At 35.2% G+C, this 22,059-nt stretch carries 16 protein-coding genes; 15 read left to right on the forward strand and 1 reads right to left on the reverse strand.

All coding sequences use genetic code 11. The annotated features are described in order from the left end of the window. Positions 1 to 196 precede the first annotated feature (196 nt). From EO244_RS12615 to EO244_RS12635, 5 genes are all read left to right on the forward strand, one after another. A complete protein-coding gene (locus EO244_RS12615) occupies positions 197 to 610 on the forward strand; it encodes a hypothetical protein (RefSeq protein ID WP_129255044.1) in 414 nt (137 codons plus the stop codon). 639 nt (positions 611 to 1,249) lie between these two features. Beyond that, positions 1,250 to 1,879, forward strand: a complete 630-nt coding sequence (locus EO244_RS12620) for a porin family protein (protein ID WP_129255045.1) — start codon at positions 1,250 to 1,252, stop codon at positions 1,877 to 1,879. 210 nt (positions 1,880 to 2,089) lie between these two features. Continuing rightward, complete coding sequence (locus EO244_RS12625; RefSeq protein WP_129255046.1) at positions 2,090 to 2,764, forward strand: hypothetical protein; 675 nt, start codon at positions 2,090 to 2,092, stop codon at positions 2,762 to 2,764. A gap of 238 nt (positions 2,765 to 3,002) precedes the next feature. After that, positions 3,003 to 3,497 (forward strand): hypothetical protein, encoded by a 495-nt coding sequence (locus tag EO244_RS12630; protein ID WP_129255047.1) that lies wholly within the window; start codon positions 3,003 to 3,005, stop codon positions 3,495 to 3,497. Positions 3,498 to 3,718: 221 nt separating this feature from the next. Beyond that, positions 3,719 to 4,681: a hypothetical protein gene (locus EO244_RS12635; RefSeq protein WP_129255048.1), complete on the forward strand. Its 963-nt coding sequence runs from the start codon at positions 3,719 to 3,721 to the stop codon at positions 4,679 to 4,681. 452 nt (positions 4,682 to 5,133) lie between these two features. Here the strand turns inward: EO244_RS12635 and EO244_RS12640 are convergent, their stop codons facing one another. Further along, positions 5,134 to 5,712, reverse strand: a complete 579-nt coding sequence (locus tag EO244_RS12640) for a hypothetical protein (protein WP_129255049.1) — start codon at positions 5,710 to 5,712, stop codon at positions 5,134 to 5,136. Between the two features lie 968 nt (positions 5,713 to 6,680). Here EO244_RS12640 and EO244_RS12645 point away from each other — a divergent pair. From EO244_RS12645 to EO244_RS12690, 10 genes are all read left to right on the forward strand, one after another. Beyond that, the gene (locus tag EO244_RS12645) at positions 6,681 to 7,256 is read left to right on the forward strand and encodes an RNA polymerase sigma-70 factor (protein ID WP_129255050.1); all 576 of its coding nucleotides are present in this window, start codon (positions 6,681 to 6,683) and stop codon (positions 7,254 to 7,256) included. 348 nt (positions 7,257 to 7,604) lie between these two features. Next, positions 7,605 to 8,801 carry a FecR family protein gene (locus EO244_RS12650; protein ID WP_129255051.1) on the forward strand — a complete coding sequence of 399 codons (1,197 nt, stop codon included), beginning with the start codon at positions 7,605 to 7,607 and terminating at the stop codon, positions 8,799 to 8,801. 93 nt (positions 8,802 to 8,894) lie between these two features. After that, complete coding sequence (locus EO244_RS12655) at positions 8,895 to 12,557, forward strand: SusC/RagA family TonB-linked outer membrane protein (RefSeq protein ID WP_206734560.1); 3,663 nt, start codon at positions 8,895 to 8,897, stop codon at positions 12,555 to 12,557. Positions 12,558 to 12,570: 13 nt separating this feature from the next. Further along, positions 12,571 to 14,067: a RagB/SusD family nutrient uptake outer membrane protein gene (locus EO244_RS12660; RefSeq protein WP_129255052.1), complete on the forward strand. Its 1,497-nt coding sequence runs from the start codon at positions 12,571 to 12,573 to the stop codon at positions 14,065 to 14,067. Positions 14,068 to 14,077: 10 nt separating this feature from the next. Beyond that, positions 14,078 to 15,082 (forward strand): substrate import-associated zinc metallohydrolase lipoprotein, encoded by a 1,005-nt coding sequence (locus EO244_RS12665; protein WP_129255053.1) that lies wholly within the window; start codon positions 14,078 to 14,080, stop codon positions 15,080 to 15,082. A 30-nt stretch (positions 15,083 to 15,112) separates the two neighbouring features. Continuing rightward, complete coding sequence (locus EO244_RS12670) at positions 15,113 to 16,513, forward strand: DUF4302 domain-containing protein (protein WP_164977488.1); 1,401 nt, start codon at positions 15,113 to 15,115, stop codon at positions 16,511 to 16,513. Between the two features lie 126 nt (positions 16,514 to 16,639). Next, positions 16,640 to 18,610, forward strand: coding sequence for a fibrobacter succinogenes major paralogous domain-containing protein (locus EO244_RS12675; protein ID WP_129255055.1), 1,971 nt, complete (start codon positions 16,640 to 16,642; stop codon positions 18,608 to 18,610). A 291-nt stretch (positions 18,611 to 18,901) separates the two neighbouring features. Then, entirely contained in the window at positions 18,902 to 19,375 is a 474-nt protein-coding gene (locus EO244_RS12680) for a protein-disulfide reductase DsbD domain-containing protein (RefSeq protein ID WP_164977489.1), read from the forward strand. 530 nt (positions 19,376 to 19,905) lie between these two features. After that, positions 19,906 to 20,484 (forward strand): RNA polymerase sigma factor, encoded by a 579-nt coding sequence (locus EO244_RS12685; RefSeq protein WP_129255057.1) that lies wholly within the window; start codon positions 19,906 to 19,908, stop codon positions 20,482 to 20,484. 337 nt (positions 20,485 to 20,821) lie between these two features. Further along, positions 20,822 to 22,018 (forward strand): FecR family protein, encoded by a 1,197-nt coding sequence (locus EO244_RS12690; protein WP_129255058.1) that lies wholly within the window; start codon positions 20,822 to 20,824, stop codon positions 22,016 to 22,018. The last annotated feature ends 41 nt before the right edge of the window (positions 22,019 to 22,059 follow it).

The raw sequence follows: 22,059 nt of genomic DNA on the forward strand, positions 1-22,059 counted from the left end.
TTGTTTTTCATCTGCTTTTCATAAATTTATTAGCTTTGTAAACGAAGATGCCTTTTGCGAGAAAATAAAGCTTTCTCTTTATTGCTTTAACTGTATACTCGCCTTAAACAGAAGGGCGGCAGTTGGAGTCACATAAGAGATATAAAGTGCATTGCATTTTACACATACGTTAGCAAACATAAAAAAACAATCCCCAATGAAACAAACATATAAACTTAAGAATGGTGAGATTTCATTTGATGATGAAAAAATAATCATATTAGACAATGCAAAAAAACAATATAGACTCCGAGTTTTTTCTTCTAGTCTTTGGACTATTTATGGGATAACATCAGTTTTGAGATTCATGAAAACCAGTGACCAATTTTTACTATGGACCGGTTTATTTATAGGCATTGCCCATTTTACAATTTTAATTTTGACATTCTTTAGAAGTACTAAAGATGAAATTAGAATGGATGATATAAAATCCTTGGAATTAAAACAAAGATTTGGTAATAACTTTCTTGACATTAAGTTGGTTGGAAACAAAGTAAGAAGAGTTAATCAAATTGATATTATTAATCACGAGCTCAAACAGTATATAGAAACAAACTTTAAGACGAACTGAAATTACGTTTGCTAACAAAAGTAACCGTTGCACAACTCCCTGATATTGCTGTAAAAAAGAATTATTTAGAAAATTAGCTTGATTTAGGGGCTGTTTAAAGGCCCCTGATTCTAGATGTTCAAGTCTTGTTTTTAATTTTTTAGCTTCTTAAAATCGGGTTAATTAAGCCGAGTTGACCCCTAAATACAGAAAATTGATTTCTGGCTTGATTGCTTACTGTTTTGCCTTTTTTGGTAACGAATTTCAGGAATTTTTTGAGCTTATAGGCCGCAGTGGGAGTTCCTTTCCTTTAAGATCTCTGTTTTCCCACATTTACCCCCCGAATATTAAGATTGCCCACTTGATGAATAAGGCCGCCTGCTGGAAACAAATTCCCTTGAGGCAGCCATAATTATGCAGACCTATTCTATTTTATGTTTGCCAATGGATTTGTTTGATCCGAATGGCTTGTTTTTCATCTGCTTTTCATAAATTTATTAGCTTTGTAAACGAAGATGCCTTTTGCGAGAAAATAAAGCTTTCTCTTTATTGCTTTAACTGTATACTCGCCTTAAACAGAAGGGCGGCAGTTGGAGTCACATAAGAGATATAAAGTGCATGACACTTTACACATATGTTACCATTAATTAAAACACGTAAATGAAAATTTTATTAAAATTGAAAAAATCTGTATTTATAATTACTTTATTTTTAATTAGCTCACTGAATTCTATTGCTCAAGAATATAACTATGGAGTTATGTTTGGTGTTAATTCATCTAACAAAAGATTATCTAAAAAAGAATTGGGTAAAGAAATATACGACGCAAAAACAACATTAAATCTAAATGCATTTATTAAATATAAAAGCAAAAATTTTTGGGGGATTTCAATTGAACCAGGTTTTATACAAAAAGGAAGTAAAGAAAATTTTTATTCTTTAGAAGAAGGTGAATTTGACTATTCACAACTTAATTACATTCAAGTTCCTCTCTTAGCTGAGCTATTTGCTACTGAAAAGTTATATTTTTCAATCGGTCCTGAATTTTCATACCTTTTGAGTGCAAAAATGAAATCAGATGATTCAAAAATAGACATAACAGACATTTACGACAAACGGTTTGAATTATCTAGTATTATAGGGCTGAATTATAAAGTTTTAAAAAAGGTTGACATTGGAATTCGTTATAGTCACGGCTTGACTAGTATTTTAGAATTAGGTTCTACACATAATGGACAAGTTAAAGAATATAACAAATATTTTCAATTCTTAATCAAGTACAGAATTTGAAAAACTAATGGTAACAAAAGCTAAATTTCATGGGCGCTGATAAGCAGTTCGAAAGTTTAGTACAATTAAGAAATACCAGCAAGCCAATTAAAAATGGTTTGTTTAAAATATAAGCAAATTTAATCGGCTTGCTTTTTTAGCGGTTTGATAAGACAACTGTTTTAATCGCCCACAAATTTTAGCAAGACCGTTATGCCTAATTTAAAGGAGATGAAACGAATATTATTAATCACACTTTTTACTATGATGACACAACTGACATTTGGTCAAGTTGCGTTAATAAAAGATTCAGATGGCTGGACCAATGTGCGTAAAGAACCGAATGGAAATGCTAAAGTGATTCATAAAATATATGGAGGAGAAGTATTTTGGTATAACTCTGAATCAACAGATAAAGAGCAAGACTGGATTTCAATTTATATTCCGAAGAACAAGTTTAGTTTAGGTAATAGTGATCCAACTGAAATTGAGGGTTTTATTCATAAGTCAAGACTTCTTCCTCTAGATAGTTTAAAAAGCTATACTGGAACAAATTTTAAATTCAATTATGAAATAAAAGCTTTTGATCAGACTAATCGCATTGTAGGGAAACAGGATGATCGTTGGATAACATCAATTGACGGGAGACCAGTTTGGGGAACAGATGGAGATTTCCCGAAGACTGAAGTTAATAATATCTCTGTTGAAATTAATGGACTGAATCTAGAGGTTCATAAAGTGTTTTTCAGCGATATTTATGAATGTGATAACTCTTTCTCAGTGTATGAATCAAATGGGACATTTTTTGTATATCAATGGAATAGTGACGGAGCAGGAGCTTATCAGATTGTATGGGTGTTTGATAAGAGTGGGCTAAAACAGAGATTAGTTGGATCAATAATTTGAGAGTTAAACTAGGCATAACAAAAGCTAAATTTCATGGGCGGTGATGTGTAGTTCGAGAGTTTAGCTCAATTAATAAACACCAGCAAGCCACCTAGATTTGGTTTGCAAAAAATATAAACAAATATATGCGGCTTGCTTCCGCGCAGTTTGAAAGGGTTGGTTCTTTAAATCGCCCACGAAAACTTAGCAAGACCGTTAGCCACAAGCCTGAAAACTCACTAATAAACAATCAAATCTCATGAGAATTATCATAACTTTAATGCTTTTTGTTCTAATGCATATTTCTGTACATGGACAAGAATCTAAGTCTCCAAAATATTTTCTTAACTCAAAAGAATTTAGTCTTGAAAAAGTCTATCTAAATCCAACGAGCATCGACTCAATAAGTGTAGAAAAAGAAAGCAAAAATGGAGAGGTTTATATTTTTACAAAAGACAAATGCCTTTCTTTAATACCATTAAAAATTTTAATAAAAGAATATACTGATATTAAAAGGATAGGCAAATCAACTTTATTCAAAATAAACGATAAATACATTTATGACATCGAGGGAATTGAATTTGACGAGTCATATTTCATCTATGTTGAAGTCATTGATGTTTCCAAAGCACAATATCTGAATAATAATTACAAAGGATTAACAATCGTTGAAATTGATCTTGAAACAGAAAAAAGAAAGCCTGGAATTAGAATCAGAGGAAATCATGAAATAGTCGAAAATTTAAATAAATGAAAAAAAGCCAGTGGCTAACATGCGCTCATATAACATAGGCACGTAGCGGGTTTTCGAAGGTTTTGTGCTTTTAAGAGTAACGGCAAGGTAGCCATTTTAGAATAGTTATAGTTAAATGTAATCCTAAAATAGCTACCTTGCCTTTTTATAAAATCTGAAACATAAATCAACTAAGGCGCCTACGTTACATAGAGCCATCCGTTAGGCATTATAAAAGAAAAATGACTGAAATATTCGAAATTATTAAAGTGCAGAAAAAAAAGAAAGAAACTATCACACAGCGTATAGAAGATAGTAAGCTACTTGGTTTCTGGGAGAAAGACAATAATCAAATAACAGAGGTGCATATCGAAGAAAAGACAATACAACTCCTTGATGAAGAAGATATTTGCACAGCACTAACAAGAGATGGTTACTATAATTCATTATTAAACAATACTGATTTTGAACTCAATGCAATTAAAACTTCGCAGAAACGCGGAAGATATTATCCTCGAATATTTACACCGGTCTATTCTCTACAAGATACTTTCCCTAAATCATCCTTTGATAAAATACAATTTACAAATGGTATAAAGAATGATAATACACAAATAATAAACACATTAGAACAATTACGCACATTAATTGATTTAGTTGATAAGGTATTTAGGACAGTATATCCATGTGAAAATAATTTTTCTGTTTACGGTTTTGACATTAGAAATCTAATCATCTTAGCGTGTACAGAATTTGAAGCACAAATATCAGGCATACTAAAGGCAAATAATATTAAACCGACTAAGGGATTTTATAATACAGGAGATTTCATAAAATTAAAAGGAATATTAAAACTGGATCAATATAAGGTGGCTTTTAAATACTATCCTGAATTAACTGGGATATCACCATTTTCAGGTTGGGATTCAAACTGTCCAACAAAATCATTAGAATGGTATTATAATTATAATTCTATTAAGCATGATAGAGATAATGAATTTAGTAAGTCAAGATTACAAGATTTAATAAATTCAATTTCTGCATGTTTTATAATTATAATTGCCCAATATGGTGAATTGTCAATCATTAAGGAAATATTAAATGGTTATTGGAGTATTGTTCAATATCCAGAATGGCAACCTGAAGAGAGATTACTTGAGCCAAGCATTCAAGATGAATGGAAAAAGGAGAATTACTATGCCTAACAACTAAGCTTTCGTGTGGCGGGAACCGCCCAACATATTTCGAAGAACAGCGGAGCTAACATTCGGTAGGTTGACGTAACCGTTCACAGAATTGCTACTTTATGGGGAATGCATTGTTTTGCGAAGCTTTTAGCAAAGGGGATATTGCCATATGAGGCCTTTTTGCTGGCGTGATTTTAAAAATATTGTCAAGCTGTAGATTGATCTGCAGCTTTTTTTGTGTTTTGTATTTGTGTGATTTAAAAATTGGATATAGTAATCACTTAGCCTAATAATTGATCATGAGGTTCGATGTTTTTAGGAGGTTTTCGCTCATCATACTGTAAAAAAATACGCTCCCTCCAGGCCTGTATCCTGAAGGGAGCGTTTTTTATAAGCCAGGGCTTACGAGAGGTTTAAAATTCCAGGAGCAGATTCTTTCTCTGTGGAATTTTCGTAGGATGATTCTTATTTTAGTTATTTGAAATCAACACAAGTTCTTTAATGGTTTCGTTGCCGGGATGATCAAAGGCTTTCACTATGATTTTATCACCCGCATAGTCAGCATTGGCCACACTGGCCGAATAGTGCCATTCAAAGGCATTTCCGTTGGTACTGGCCATACCTTTTTCCACCAGGCTACCATCGGCATGATAGATTTCAACGGTCACTTTTTCCACTTCAAGGTCATCATAAGCTTCTACAATAATCTCATCACCCGGCTCACCATGATAATTGCTGGCATTAAGGCTTTCAATAACAGGAGGCCGCAAATAGTCTTGCACCGCTAGATTGCTTGGAGTACGTAAGCCTTTGGCTTTTGCTGCCATACGATACTTTTTCCCAAACACCGGATCGGCCATTTGAATTTTGGCATAATGGCTGGCCTTAGTAAATACCTTTCTTTGATCTAGCTGTTTTTCACTGTATGTGCCTGATGGTGTTGGGCTACTCGCCACAATAGTTTTCCCATTACTTTGTCTAAAAACTAAATTTCTACCGAGCTTACCACTTAAGCCATCGGTTACGATATTTTTCTTTACAACTGCCATCCGAATATAATTTAAGTGTTAATAAATCAAACGATGCTTAGTTTTAAATTTTGAATCATTCGTATTTTTATGAATCGACTGAAATCCAGGACTAAGTTCTGCCTATTTTATTTGAATGTCAATATCTGTCATTTAAGAGATCGATGTGTCAGGGAGTGAAAATAGATATCTTAATTCAATGTCTATTAAACAATAATAAATTCAGTTTGGCTGGCTTGTAGCTTCGGGCTTCCTTCGGGTTAGCTTCGGGTAAGCTTCGGGTAAGCTTCGGGTAAGCCATATTCGGCTTTTTGAATCATAATGTTTGATTTAAATAGTGAAACTTATGTTAGCTTTTTTGAATGTGGATTTTTTTCTTTAAATAGGCCTATTTAGTTGTATTCTAAATAAAAAAAAGGCTCATATTCGAGTGGTTTTTCCGCTTGGAGTATGGCTTCGGGGTATCAATTTTCATCCCCCAATCAGGTTTAGGGTATTCTCAAATTTGTAAAAGCCCGACTGGGGTAAATTATTTTCATAGCGGGATTGAGTTGTTAAAGAGTTTGTTATGAGGATGGTTTCGGGTCATTTACCTGTCATGTGAAAAAAAAATCAGCTTAGACTCACCCCTTTTTCATTCTCAATTGTTTTATGATTGAATTTTAGTTAGTCGGTAAAAGGACAGAAGCCGTATAGGGATGATTGGAAGAGGCGTTATACAGATATTCATTTATTCTTCTTTGGTCGGATCGGTTTAGATGAAAAACCCCAATACATTCGCGGCATCTGTCCTTTTGTTTTTTTACCATTGCTCTGCAACGAAAGTTGAGGACAGACCGTTCCATTTTTATCACCTGTTTTTATCTGTTATTAGCTTGAATAATGTTTGCTTTATTTCATATTGCTAAGGCGTTTAGCTTTTTTGCAATTCAATTCTTTTCTTATACATTTGCCTCACGCATTTTTTGTTTGCATAAATTATAATTTGAATGATTGAGCAAGTAGGGACGATAGATATTCGTAAAACTGATTTCAAAAGTATTTTTAATAAGTACTTTCCTTCCTTGTGTATTTTTGCCAACCGATTTGTAAACGACGAAGACTTATCGAAGGATATGGTACAGGAGGTTTTCCTGAAAATCTGGAATTCGGCTACCGAATTCGAGTCCGAAAAGTCTTTAAAGGTCTATTTGTATCTGGCCACCAAAAACACTTGTTTCGATTATCTGAAGAAAGAAAAGCGTAAAAGACAAAGGGACGATTTGAATTCCGATGGCTTACGCGATGAAGCCCTTTGGAATGATGATAGTGTCGTTCTTGATATTATTCGGGAGGAAACCTATCGCCAGCTCGAAGATGCCATTACACTTTTACCCGACAAGGCTCGCGAAGTGGTGTTGCTCAATCTGAAATCCTTATCCAATCAGGAAATTGCTGATGAGTTGAATATCTCGATTAATACCGTTAAAACACATAAGCTGACTGCTTTTAAAAAGCTCCGTGAAATTCTCGGTCACCAGTTTGTTGTCTTTTTGCTGATTGATTTCTATCAATTCTTCGAATAGGAGTCATTTGGTCTTTTTTTTTGATCGGCAGACGCTCTCAATAGTCATCCAACCATTTTATACATTTTGCGTGCAACTGACAGTCTTTGTTGCAGCTTGTGCTTTCCCTTCTTACATCCTTTATTTCCTTTTGAGTTTGGGGTTTTGCCCTAAGCTTGTGAGAAATGTCCGGATAGTTTGCTGTCGGATGAAAAAAAATAAAGGTTTCTATCATTTAAACAATGAGGGGCTTAGGAGTATTTGTGAATCAATTTTGAAAAAAAGTAAAAAAAGAACTCACCCGGCAAGTCAATGTTGTCGTCTGTAGTATACAAGTAAAGAAAATCTTACTTGAAATTCATATTTCGCATGAAAAAGAACATATCTGAAAAGATAGATATTAGCAATTTGCTTTCCCGTTTTTTAGGGACAGGTCTTGATGCCAACGAACAAATTCAACTGGATGAGTGGTTGAATGAAGATGAGGCACATCAAAACATGTTTGACGATTTGCTGAATGCCCAGGCGCGGGAAAAACGTCTTGAATTCATCAATCGGATTAATCTGGAGGATGAGTGGACGCGTTTTCAAAAGAAGAGGGCACCTAAGACTATTTCTTTAAAAAGCACCTGGTTGAATGTCGCTCGCTATGCTGCAGTAATTGCACTGCCCATGCTGATTGCGGGCTACTTACTTCTGCAAAATTATACGGCCAATCAGTTTGCCCAAACGCAATCGGTCATTCAGCCCGGTACGCAAACAGCACATTTGGTGCTGAGTAATGGGAAAAAGATTGCTTTGGACGAGATGACACTGAGCATGAAGGAGGCAAATGATGAGGTGATTATCGAAAATAAAGAGCGAACCCTGAATTATACAACTGTTGATAAGGAAAACAAAACCCCGTCCGCAGCCTATAACGAATTATTGATCGGAAAAGGGGAGGAGTACCAGTTGGTTTTATCCGATGGCACCCGTGTGTGGTTGAATTCAGAAACCCGCTTGAAGTTTCCGGTTCGTTTTGCCAATAACCGACGCGAGGTGATTTTGGAAGGGGAAGCCTTTTTCGAAGTGACTAAAAATGCCAGGGCGCCTTTTATTGTGAAAACCGGTCCTATGGATATCGAAGTCTTGGGAACCTCTTTCAATGTGTCGGCTTATAAGGATGAGGCTAATATTCAAACCACCCTGGTTGAGGGTAAGGTGAAAGTTTCATCGAATTACGGGCAGTCAGTAGAGCAGGTGTTAAAACCAAATGAACAAGCCGTGTTTTCAAAATCGGATAATCAATTTGAAATTATAGAGGTGAATGCCGCACTATATGCCTGTTGGCGCGAGGGTGTTTTTGTATTCAATGAGGAAAATCTTGACGATATCTTAAGAAAACTCTCTCGTTGGTACAACATCAATGTGTTTTTCCAATCTGATGAGGTTCGCTCGTATCAGTTTTCAGGAAAATTACCTCGCTTTAAAAATTGCAATGAGTTGTTGGATATGATAGAGAAAACGACGGATGTGCAGTTTACAATGAAAGAAAATCGTGTGGTGATTGTCAATAAGAAATAAAAAAAATACCGGGATATAGTACCAGTATATCCCGGCTATTTAGAAATAAGCATCCATAAAGGATGATATGTGAATCCTAAACCTTACAAATCTATGAAAAAAATGCTTCTTTTGCGAATTCCCATTTTAGGGGGAGTTCGGAGGAAATGGCTCTTTGCTATGAAAAACTTTATTCTCCTGTTTTTTGTCTTCAGTTTAAACCTGAATGCGAGTATTATGTCGCAGGCTCGCGTTAGCCTGAACCTAAGCGATGTGAACATTAAAACCCTGATTTATGAGATTGAATCTCAGACTGAATTGGGTTTCTTATATAACCTGAATGAAATCAAAGACGTTCATCATATTTCGGTTGAAGCCAATGGCGAAACGGTAAAAGACGTTCTCGACCGGGTATTGGAAAATACGGGTTTGACTTATGAATTGGATCGCAATGTGATTGTGATCAAGCCCAATCCGATGCCTGTGCCTGCTCAGCAGGAAGGGAAACGCACCCTGCTAGGAACCGTTACCGACGATACAAAGGAGACCCTACCCGGCGTTTCTGTGGTGGTGAAAGGAACCAGCAATGGGGTATCTACCGATTTTGACGGGAACTTCTCTTTGGATATTCCTGAGGGGCAGAGCGTAACCCTCCTGATCTCTTTTATTGGAATGCAATCGCAGGAGATTGTGGTGACCAATCAGGAACGATTGGATATTGTGATGAAAAGTTCTTCAGAGCAATTGAAAGAGGTTACTGTAGTTGTCAGTACTGGTTACCAGAAAATTGATCGAAAATTATTTGCAGGTTCTGCAACCAAACTTGATGCTGAAGATGCTAAAGTATCCGGATTAAGTGATGTTGGTAGAATGATGGAAGGGAAAGTTGCTGGTGTCAGTGTACAAAACGTTTCAGGTACTTTTGGTGCAGCACCAAAAATTCGTGTACGTGGAGCTTCTTCAATTTATGGTGATACAAAACCGCTTTGGGTTGTGGATGGTGTCGTGCTCGAAGATGTGATTGATGTCAGCCCTGATCAATTATCATCAGGTGATGTTTCAACTCTGATTAGTAGTTCTGTTGCGGGTTTAAATGCCGAAGATATTGCTGATTTTCAGATCTTGAAAGATGCTTCGGCGACAGCTCTTTATGGAGCCAGAGCGATGAATGGTGTGATTAATATTACAACCAAAAAAGGTATTGTAGGTAAAGCTAAAGTTAATGTAACATCAGAATACACGATTAAAAGCAAACCTAATTATGGGCAATATGACATCTTAAACTCTCAGGATCAAATGTCTGTTTTTCGTGAGATGGAACGCAAGCAATGGTTGGGACATGCTGAAATGATGAGAAGTAAAGATGGTGGTGTCTACTTTCAAATGTACGATGCAATCAATTCTTATAACAATGGTTCATATGGTTTAATGAATACGCCTGATGCCCGTGCAGAATACCTTAAAAAATATGAAAAAGCAAATACCGATTGGTTCGATCTTCTTTTTAAAAATAGCCTAATGCAGAACCACTCTGTGAGTTTAGGTGGGGGGTCTGAAACAGCTAATTTTTATGTGTCATCAAGTTTTTTACACGATGATGGATGGACCATTGCAGATCAGGTTGATCGATATACAATCAATATGAAGGGTAACTTCAAATTGAATGATAAACTTTCAGTTGGCATGTCAACCAAAGGTAGCTTTCGTGAACAAAAGGCTCCAGGAACATTTAGTCGGACTTCTGACGCTGTAAACGGGGATTACAGTCGTGAGTTTGATATCAACCCATTTTCATATGCTTTAAATACCAGTAGAACCATTGTTCCTTATGCCGAAGATGGTACTTACAGATATAATAGAATGAATTATGCAAAATTTAATATTCTGGATGAATTCAAGAACAATTATATCGACTTAAATGTTTTGGATTTAAGTATTCAGGGCGATCTGGATTATCAATTCAATAAGCATCTGTCTTACAAGTTTGTTGGGAATATGCGCTATGTGAAGTCAACTTCGGTGCATAAAATGACGGGTAATTCAAATGTTGCGAATGCTTACCGAGCTGGTCTTGGAGATGCAACTATTGAGGATGCTAATAAATATTTATATACGGATCCTGAAAATCCAAACGAAAGACCTGTAGGTACTCTTGAAAAAGGAGGTTTCTATAATCGAGAAGATAACATGTTGAAGAACTTCTATTTTAGAAATGTAATCAACTATAACAATACATTTAATGAGAAGCATTTGGTAAATGTATTGCTCGGACAAGAAGTCAGATCTGCAGATAGGGAAGCGACCGGTTTTGATGGTTATGGGATACAATATGACAAAGGGAATACTGTCTTTACCGATCCCAATATGATCAAGAAATTAACTCAAGCTGGTTTCCCATACTTTGGAACTTCGAATTCTCATGATCGATTTGTGGCATTTTTTGCAAATATGGCCTATAGTTTATCCGGTAAGTACACCTTAAACACAACCGTTCGTGTTGATGGAAGTAACCGTTTAGGAGATTCTAAAGCTTCACGTTGGTTACCAACCTGGAATGTGAGTGGTAAATGGAATGTTAAAGAGGAAGATTTCCTGACTGATATAGAATGGTTATCGAACCTGAGCTTTAGAGCAACTTATGGTCTGACTGCAAGTATGGGGCCTGCGACTAACAGCAAGGCTGTATTTAGAAGTGGTATTACTGTTGCCCCTTTCCCAAATGAAATTCAAAATGGTTTACGTGTTGCAAATTTGATGAATTCAGAATTAACCTGGGAGAAACAATATGAAACAAACCTTGGTTTCGATTTGGGTTTATTCAATAATAGAATCAGTATCAGTTCTGATTTCTACATGAGAAAAGGATTCGACTTAATTGCTGCTATTAAAACAAGTGGTATTGGTGGTGAACTATGGAAATTAGCGAATTATGCTGATATGGAATCAAAAGGTTTTGAGTTTAGTTTAAACACCAGAAATGTTGAAATAAATAACTTTTCGTGGAACACAAACTTAACTTTTGCTTATAATAAAAATGAGATCACAAAGCTTTACGGACAACCTAATATTTTAAGTCTGACTAAAGCTGAAGGTGCAGCAACTCTGGGGGGTGCAGTTAGGGGCTTATTTTCAATTCCGTTTGCTGGCTTGGATGAAAGAGGTTTACCCACATTTTACGATAAGGATGGGAATGTGACCAAGGATATTTACTTCCAGGATACGGATGTTGCTCATCTAAAATACGAGGGAAGTATCGATCCTAAAATTACAGGTGGTATTTCAAATCGCTTTGAATACAAGAACCTATCGTTAAATGTATTTTGCACCTATTCATTTGGTAATGTTATTCGTCTTTACCCTAGTTTTCATGCAACATACAGCGATTTGGATGCGATGCCTCAGGATATGAAAAACCGATGGATGAAAGCCGGAGATGAAAAAATAACCAACATTCCTACAATTGTTAGTAAGCGGATTTACGAAGAGTTTGGGACAGGCTTGGAATCGACTTATAATGCTTACAACTATTCTGATCAGCGAGTTGCTAAAGGCGATTTTATTAGACTAAAGGAATTATCTCTTTCGTATAACCTACCTAAAAAAATGCTTAAAAAAGTTGGTATTGGCAATGCAAGTATCAAAGCAGCGGGAACAAACCTATTCCTGTTATACTCTGATAAAGCATTAAATGGGCAAGATCCTGAATTCTTTGGAAATGGTGGTGTTGCTCTTCCGGTATCACGCCAGTATACATTGAGCCTGAAGTTAAATTTGTAAAGAATAAGACCTTATGAGAAATTATATAAACATATTACTAGGAACTTGCCTTTTAGCTTTTACTTCATGTAATAGTTTTTTGGATGAGATGCCAGATGATAGAACAGTTATTGATTCTCCAGAAAAAATAGGAGAGTTGTTAACTCATGCTTACCCGGATCAGAATCACCAGATGTTTTGTTATGCTATGAGCGACAATGCAACTGATAAGGGTAAAAGTGGAAAGAAAAATGAAATCAATAGTGACGCTTATAATTGGCTTGATTTTAGATTAACAACGCAGGACACGCCTGATTCATATTGGACTGGATGCTATTCTGCTATCAAACAGGCCAACCATGCTTTGGATGCTATTGAGAAAAGCAAAGTCAATGGTGAGATTACAAAAGAAGCAAAACCTTTTTATGGTGAAGCTTTAATTGCAAGAGCTTATTGTCATTTCATGTTGGTTAACCTTTGGTCGCCTACATATAATCCTGAAACGGCTACAACCGATCTTGGGATTCCATATGTAACAAAACCAGAAACAAATGTTTTGACTACCTACACACGTGGTACAGTTGCTCAAGTTTATGAAAATCTTGAAAAGGATATTGTTGAAGGTTTAAAATATATTGATGACAATGCCTACGACAATAAAATTTTACACTGGAATAAAAAAGCGGCACATACTTTTGCTGCACGTTTCTATAGCCTAAAGGGTGAGTTCGATAAAGTTTTGGAACACACCAATATGGTTCTTTCATCTAATCCTGCAGAATCATTACGTGATCTTACTGGTGAGTATAGCAGAATGGACATTAATGAAGCAATTATTCAATGGGGGAGAACGAGCGAAAAAGCAAACTTACTTGTAACACCTCAGTATAGTAGTTGGTTCGTTTATTTCCATGGCAGTTATCAATACGCCATGAGTATTGAATTTCAAAAATTTGTTTTTAGAAAGAGTTTTGTTGGCGCCGATTGGATTTGGGATTTATATGGTGGTGACCCGGACATTTTCTTTGCAAAATGGGGATATCATACCGAGAAGACAGGATTGAATAGTGATATCGGTTATTACATGATTATGAATGTTTTGGTTGATGTGGAAGAAGCTTTGTTCCTACGTATGGAAGCCAATACCATGTTGAAAAACTATGAAGCAGTCACTGCCGATATGGACGCTTACTTAAGTAAAAGACTTAAAAATTATAATTCTGTAACGCATAAGGTAGATTTTACTAAAATGGAAAATGAGTATAAAGAATCAAACTACAAGTATGGTTTGAATCCATTTTACACACTTGATGATACACAAAGAGTCTATATGAATTGTTTATATGACTTAAGAAGAAAAGAATACTATTATACAGGTATGCGTTGGTTCGATCACAAGAGATTTAATACTCAGGTTCGCCACTATTTTGCCGATGGAAGTGAAGCCCTTTTAAGTGATAAAGATCCTAGAAAACAATTGCAAATTCCTCAGAATGCTCAATCTCAAGGCATAGAAGCTAACCCTAGATAAAATTAGACTGATGAAAAATATTTATATAAAACTGATCTGCATTTTGTCAATTTTTGCATTATTCTCTTGTGATAAAGAGGATGGCTTACGCGAAGAATCAATTATTTATGTAGATCAGGTTCACGAAAGTGAATTCGACAAATGGTTGTATGAAACATTCACTGTTCCTTATAATATGGAAATTAAATGGAAATGGGATGATGGTGAAGTTGATAATAATTTCCATGTGACTCCACCAAGAAAGGAGAAAGCTGAGCAATTTATGAAGGCTTTATATAAAATATGGATTAAGCCTTACGAAGAAGTTGGTGGTGAAGAGTTTATAAAAACCTATGTGCCTAAACTTATCTATTTGGTTGGAACACCTCAGTTTAACGATGATGGTACCATGACACTCGGTCTTGCTGAAGGGGGACGAAAGGTGAGTGTATTTGATGTAGACTCTTTTGACAATTTAGATTTGGAAAAAATGTCTAAATCGTTTCATACAATGCATCATGAATTTGCTCACATTTTGCATCAAAAAATCAGTTACCCTACCGAGTATATGAATTTATCAAAGGGCAACTATACCGGAGCCTGGTACAATTATGGTGAATTAGAGGCAAATACACTTGGCTTTATATCTCCTTATAGTATGTCAAAACATAGTGAGGATTTTGTTGAGATCGTTGCTACAATTCTAACAACTGTTCAAAACAGTAATACTCCAATAGAGAGGACAGTGCCAGAGAAGAATGAATACGGTATTGTGACAGGTAATTTGGTTAATATGATTCTTACAGACTTTCAGCTGAAATTGTATATGTGTGGTATTGGATTGGTTCAAAACAAAGATGGCTCGCTTACATTGAAACAGGATCAGTCTGGTCCAAGAGGTTTATCAATTCTACTGGAAAAAATTGATATTATAACAGAATATTACAAAACTGAATGGGGGATTGATTTATTTGAACTGCAAGGTAAAATTGAAATTGCAACAAATGAGTTGATTCTTGAAAATTCAGAAGAATAGATTATTGATCATATTAAAATGAAATTCATTATGAAAATTAGATATATCATATTGTTTGTCTTAATCAGTTTTGGAATATCATCATGTGGTAAAAATGATTTTGACAATAAGTTTGACGAATTGCCTGATCAGAGGATACAGTCAACAATTAAAGAATATAAAGAAATATTAACCGAGCCTGAGTTTGGTTGGAAAATGAATTATTCTTTAGGAAGCGGAATCGAATATATGGCCTACAATATTGTCCATTTCAATGCGGATAATACCGTAAGTATCAAATCAAAAATGGTTGATAATGCCATTGTGAGTGAGTATAAGATTTTTTCGGAAGCTGATGTTGAGTTGGTTTTCAATACATTTAATGAAAATTTGACCTCGTTTAGTTATCCTAATGCTAAAGCTCCTAATGGTTATGGTGGCGATGTAGAATTTAATTTTGTATCGATTTCTGAAGACAAGACCGAAATTGTATTGAAAGGGAAAGTCAACAATGGCATCTTGAAATTGCAAAAGGCAGATCGAGACTTATCTGACTTTTCTTCCATTCAAAAGTACGTTAACTATTTGAGTGCGCAAAGAACTGACAGTTACATGAACCTGGCCATAACATCCGGATTAGGTGCCACTGAAGATGAACCAATTGTTTTGGGAATGGATTTAAGTTCGATGGCTTCAGCTGCTGATTATAATTTTGACTTCAAAGGTCAATTTTATAGTGGTCGAAAAATGCTTTATTTCGATCACGATGGAATGGGTTTAAGTACACCAATTAAGCTTGAAGATTCTGAAATTCAGTACTTCACCTACAATGAGAATAAGCATCGATATGAATTAGCAAAGTCCGATTTAAAAGGTTATTTGTACTGTACAAAACTTCCAACCTATTATGTTCCTGGTGTATATGACGAAATAATGGATCATTACAGTTTAAAGCTGCGTGCCAGTTTTGGTCAGGTATGGGATAAATATATAGCCATGAAACGAGCTAATACACTTATAAAAAATATGGTTATTGTAACTGATTACAAGCAACGTATACCAAAATTTGATAAGGATGGCAATCCGGTTTTTGACGAAGTGTTTAATGAAGATTATACATTGGGCAAAAGTCTTGGAGAAGGCTTATTGTTCTCATTCGAAGATAAAACCCAGTTCTATTTCTACTTTGTTCCCTTAGAGATAAAAAAATTACAAGAAGATCGTGTCGCTATGAAACGATTGCCAGGTGAGTTTTGCGTCGTTAAAAAGGGAGAAGATTTAAATCCTATTGCTGAATCGATTAAAGGCAATAAAGAATTTAATGACCTTGTTGATTATTTATGTAATGAAGGAGGATGGTACATCAGACGAACTGTTGAGGGAGGTCTAATTGATTGGGATTTTATTTCTCAGGATAATCCTAATGATTATTTCTATACCCGACTCTATTAATTCAAATGCTTATTTAAACCATAAGCAAACTCATTTTATACGAAAGAAAAATATCCTGCAAGGTGTACAAAGACTTTGTATTAAGGCATTGTACACCTTGTTCCTAACCCTAAATAATATATTTATATGAAAAATTATTTTAAATTGGCTTTTATAAGCCTGGGACTATTATGTATGTTTTCCTGCGAAGACGAAAAGGAAAATAGAATACCAGAGGCAGCGACATTATCTGCTCCGGAGAATGCAGCCATTGATCAGGAAACAAAACCAACTCTAACTTGGGTAAAAAGTATCGATCCGGATAATGATATTGTTACTTATGATGTTTATGTTTCAGAAACTGAAGAATTTGTTGCTGAAGATTTAAAAGGTGATAATATTGATAAGAATACATTTACATTAAAAACAGCACTTAAATCACATACTAAGTATTTTTGGAAGGTCGTTGCTTCTGATGAAGATGGGGCCAGTGCAGAATCAGAAGTTCGTTATTTTACAACAAAGAATTCAGCGCCTGCTATTTCAGGACTTGAATTTCCTGCTAATGAGGCGACTGATGTAGAAAAAAGCATAAGCCTTAAGTGGACAGCTGCTGATGCTGATGGCGATGTTTTGAAATACACGGTTTACCTTTCTAAAGAAAATTCATTTGCTGAAGCCGATATAGTTGCTTCTGATATTTTGGAATCTGAATTTGCTGTTGATTTAGATGGACACACTCAGTATTTCTGGAAAATCGTTGCTACAGATACTGAAGGCGCAACAATTGAATCTGATGTAGCTAGTTTTACAACAAGCAATACATTACCGTCTAAAGCTGAATTAACTTCTCCAGTTAATGGTTTTGATCAGGTGTCGCTTTCAACTAAACTAGTGTGGTCGGCAGCAACTGATGCTGACCAGGATGCTGTTTCATACACTGTTTTTTATGGTACAAATGAAGAAATCAACGAGAATTATCCTTACAAGAAAGATTTTACTGAAACAGAATTGACTCTTTCTAACCTTAGAGGTAACACGACTTACTATTGGAAAGTTATTGCCATTGATAGCGAAGGCGGAAAAACATCAAGTGATGTATTCTCGTTTAGTACAATTAATACCATTCCAACAGCTCCGGTTTTGAGTTCAGAAATTGATGAATTAATAGTTGATGAAAAATTAAATGTAGTAATTAACTGGTCTGCTTCTATTGATCCGGATAAGTCTCGGGATAGTGAGGGTAATTTAATTCCTGAGCCATTGGTATATGATATTTACCTAAGCCTTGATGAAACTATTGATGAGTCTGATTTAAAGCAAAAAGATGTATCTGAACTTTCTTTTACTCTTGAAGGTTTAGAGTTTGCAACTAAATATTTTGCAAAAATTGTAACCCGTGACCCACAAAGTGCTAAAGCAGAGAGTGAAATTGTTGAATTTACGACTAAAGAGAAGCCTAATGTAATAGAAGGAACATGGACTGATGTTCGTGATGGTAAAGAATACAAAACAATTACAGTCGCTGGAAAAACTTGGTTAGCTCAAAACCTGGCTTATATCCCTTATGTACAAAAATCTGATGACGCTAATAAAGTTTGTTCCGTTTATGGCGTAGATGTTACAGAAACGACAACAGCAGAAGATTTAAAAGCCAGTGATAATTTCGCAAAATATGGGGTAATGTATAGTGCATATACTTTAGAAGATCTTGCACCTGAAGGATGGCATGTATCTACAGATGCAGACTGGAAAGAAATAAGCGTTTTTGCAGGTATGTCGCAAGCTCAAGCAGACGAAATTGGCAAACAGTATGATTATGGATCAAAATTCCTTGATCCTAATTCAGATTGGTTTACCGGAACAGAAGCCACCAATGACTTTTTGTTTAGTGCTGTCCCAGGCGGATATTATAGTAAAGGGAAATATTCTTGGATGCCACCCTTTTCATATAAAGGAAGTACGATGTATACTTACTTTTGGACCAATTCTACTAATATAGATAATGTATCTTATTTCTATAGAGCTTTTAATGGAACGAGTAATTATATTGAAAGAAATAGTAACAAACAATCTGTTGAAAGAATGTACGTGCGTCTGGTAAAAGATAGTGAGTAAGACTGTTGTTCTCCTTTTGATAAAATAATGTAGTTTTTATTGCGTCAATAAGATGTTGTCCTTTTGATTATCTCAAATCACAATCAGGAGAACTATTTTAAGTCTGTTTAGTTGTAGAGAGGGGGCCAATTTATTGGAACCCCTCTTTTTTGTTGCGTACTAAGGAGATTGAATTAACATTTTTTAATTTTGTATTTGTCACCCTTTAAGCTTTTATTGGAGTCTCTTAAATAATGAATGTTGATCGTAAAGCCTTTTTATAGAGGAAAAGCACAAATAAAAACAAATGATATGAACAGAAAAATTACAGTACTAGTCAGTTTAATGTTGATGCTGAGTAGTTTGTCCTTTGGACAAATATTGAACCCGACAAAGTGGAAGGTCGAATTGTCGAAAAAGGAGATTAAGGTAGGCGATGTGATTGATGTTGTGTTTAAGGCCAAGATCGATAAATCCTGGCATTTGTATTCCAATGATTTTGATCCTGATTTGGGTCCTATCTTGATTTCTTTTGATTTTGAAGCCGATGCAAGTTACGAACGTATTGGTAATGTGAAGCCAATGAACGCAAAAAAGCACTACGATAAGATTTGGGAAGGTGAAGTCAGTTATTTTGAGAACACAGCTGAACTTCGTCAGCAAATTAAGGTGTTGAGTCTGCCATTAAAAATTGTTGGAACATTTGATTTTCAGTCATGCTCGGATGAAAGTGGTCAGTGTGTGATGGGTGACGACGAATTTGATTTGACTTACCCCAAAAACTAGTTAGTTATGCTTGTGTTTTAGTCTATTTCAGTGTTTTATTCTGCAATTCAACTGTATCGATATTGAAGTGATTTGTGAAGTAGACGTAGTATACAAAAAGAGAGAATATTCAAATTTGAATATTCTCTCTTTTTAGTTTGATCTTCGAAGAGTTGATTTTTTTAAAGGAGATCGTATAATGTGTTTTTATTTATATTTTAAGAACCTATATCCGTTTATTTAAATTAAATAAAAAATACTTTTTTTTATTCATTAATAAATATGTATTTATGAATCTAGATAGATGTAGTGAAGATTAATACTAAGGGGTCTTTTTCTTTGAAAAATCTTTTGATATTGTTGCACTTTATTTGCACATTCTACAATATATGATTGTACTATAATTTGATTTTTTATTGGATATATTGATAATTATTTATCGATTCTCTTTTTGGAGTAAAAAAGAGTTCCAGTTGTTTATAGATGTATTCCACTTTCAGATATAGGAAAATCTTCTATTTTTGCGGCATCTAACCCCTATCTATACAACCATGTCTGATTCAAAAAAAATGCTGGAGGATTTGCAAAAAAGCGGTAGTCGAAAATCTTATGAGGCATTCTTTAAAAAATACTATCAAGATTTGTATTTATGGGCAAACAGTATTCTAAAGGATACTGAAGCAGCAGAGGACATCGTTCAGGATTTTTTTATCGATTTTTGGGAGCAAAAGCGGTTCAAATCTATAACGACTAATTTGCAGTCCTATATTTTTCGATCAATACGAAATTCTTGTTTGAACTACATTAAGAGGAAACAAAAGCTAATTTACGATATTGAGCATTTAAAAGAAAAGGAAACTGCTCCTCAAGCTAATTTCGAAACAATTGAGAATTCTCAGCAGATTTATTCAGCAATTAATGAGCTTCCGGAAAAATGTCGCGAGGTTTTTATACTTTGCTGTGTTAATGGTTATACATATATTGAGGCGGCAGAGGAATTAAATATAACGATAAATACAGTGCGTACTCATATGGTGAGAGCCTTTAAATTTCTCAGAGAAAAATTGAAATCACCTTACCTTTTCTATTTGTTATTCTGCACAAAATCTGCTGATCAGTGTATCCTCTAAGGTAGATTTTAAGTCTTCAAAGTTTATTTTTAAACCTATTTTCAATAAAATACGACTTTCGATGTCGTTTGCGTAGGTGTTTGTTTTTACGAACTTCTAAACCGGATTCAGGTTCTATTTGAGACCTTCGATCTCACCATAAATCATCAATCAATCTTTCTTTCTTTTTATATCACTGTAATTCAGAGTGTCTGTTGTAGTGGAGGAGTGTTGTGTTTTATTTGCAATAATTTTTGTGATGTGCAAAAAAAAAAAATAGTTTTTTGTCACATCAAGTCAAAATAGCTTTGTCTTTAGGATGTATACACTTAATCTATAGATTGAATTTTTATTACAAATGGAAGAAAAGGTTATTGAGATTATTTCCAAAACTTTGGGTGGACAACAAACAACCAATGAGGAGAAAAGGCAGCTGGATTTGTGGTTAGATAAGGAAAGTAATAAACGCTTTTATACTAGGTTGGAGATGTTTTGTAAGACTTCGGCTGATGCTATAAGAAGTTCGCAAGCTAATGTTGATCAAGCATTCAAAAAACATCTGGGAAAGATGAAGCAATTACATGCGACAAGAAGAATGCAATTCTTTAAAAAGTCCATTCCTTATGCCGCAGCTATTTTATTAATGTTCGGATTGTCTTCTGTGGCGATATATTTGGGTCGGGAGGGAGCAACAGTTTCTCAAAAGGAAGAATGGTTAGCCGAGATAAAGCCTGGTGCCCAAAAAGCAGAATTGATACTTGCTGATGGCAATATTCTGAGCCTAGACGAAGAGGATAAGGAAGATGAAATTAAAGAAAAAGATGGGACTGTAATTAGCAATACAGGATCATCTTTGGTTTACAAAGCCAATGTAAATACGAAACCAAAAGAATTAAGCTATAATAGTTTGGTTGTTCCGCGTGGAGGCGAATATCAGCTAGAGCTGGAGGATGGAACTAAAGTGTGGATAAATTCGGAAAGCCGATTGCGATATCCAACACAATTTCCGAAGGACAGAAGAACTGTTTTGTTGGAAGGAGAAGCCTACTTCGAGGTGAGTAAAGATAAAAACAGACCCTTTGTTGTTAAAACACAAGGGGCCGATATTCGCGTTCTGGGAACCTCTTTTAATGTTTCTTCCTACTCTGACGAGGAGGATATTCGTACAACCTTAGTGGAAGGGAGTGTCGTTGTAATGGACAGTCAGAATCACTCTAAAAACGTATTATTGAGTCCAGGCTATCAGGCTGTTTATTCTAAAGGGATGAAAGGTTTGGAAGGTAAAAAGGTAAACGTTGATCTGTTTACATCTTGGAAAGATGGAAAATTTATATTTCAGGAATCAAGTTTGTCAGATATCATGAACCGTGTTTCGCGTTGGTATGATGTTAAAGTATTTTATCAAAGTAATGATGTGGAAAAGCTTCGGTTTACGGGAAGTTTAAAACGCTACGATCATTTGGATCGCTTATTGAGAATGCTTGAAAAAACAAAAGAAGTCCACTTTGTTGTTGGAGAAAAAACAATTACCGTTGAGAAAATATATTCAAAATGAGATCGAGATGAATTAATAGAGTTCAACCCCAATTTCGAAAA

Source organism: Ancylomarina salipaludis (assembly GCF_004122035.1).
GTDB lineage: Bacteria > Bacteroidota > Bacteroidia > Bacteroidales > Marinifilaceae > Ancylomarina > Ancylomarina salipaludis.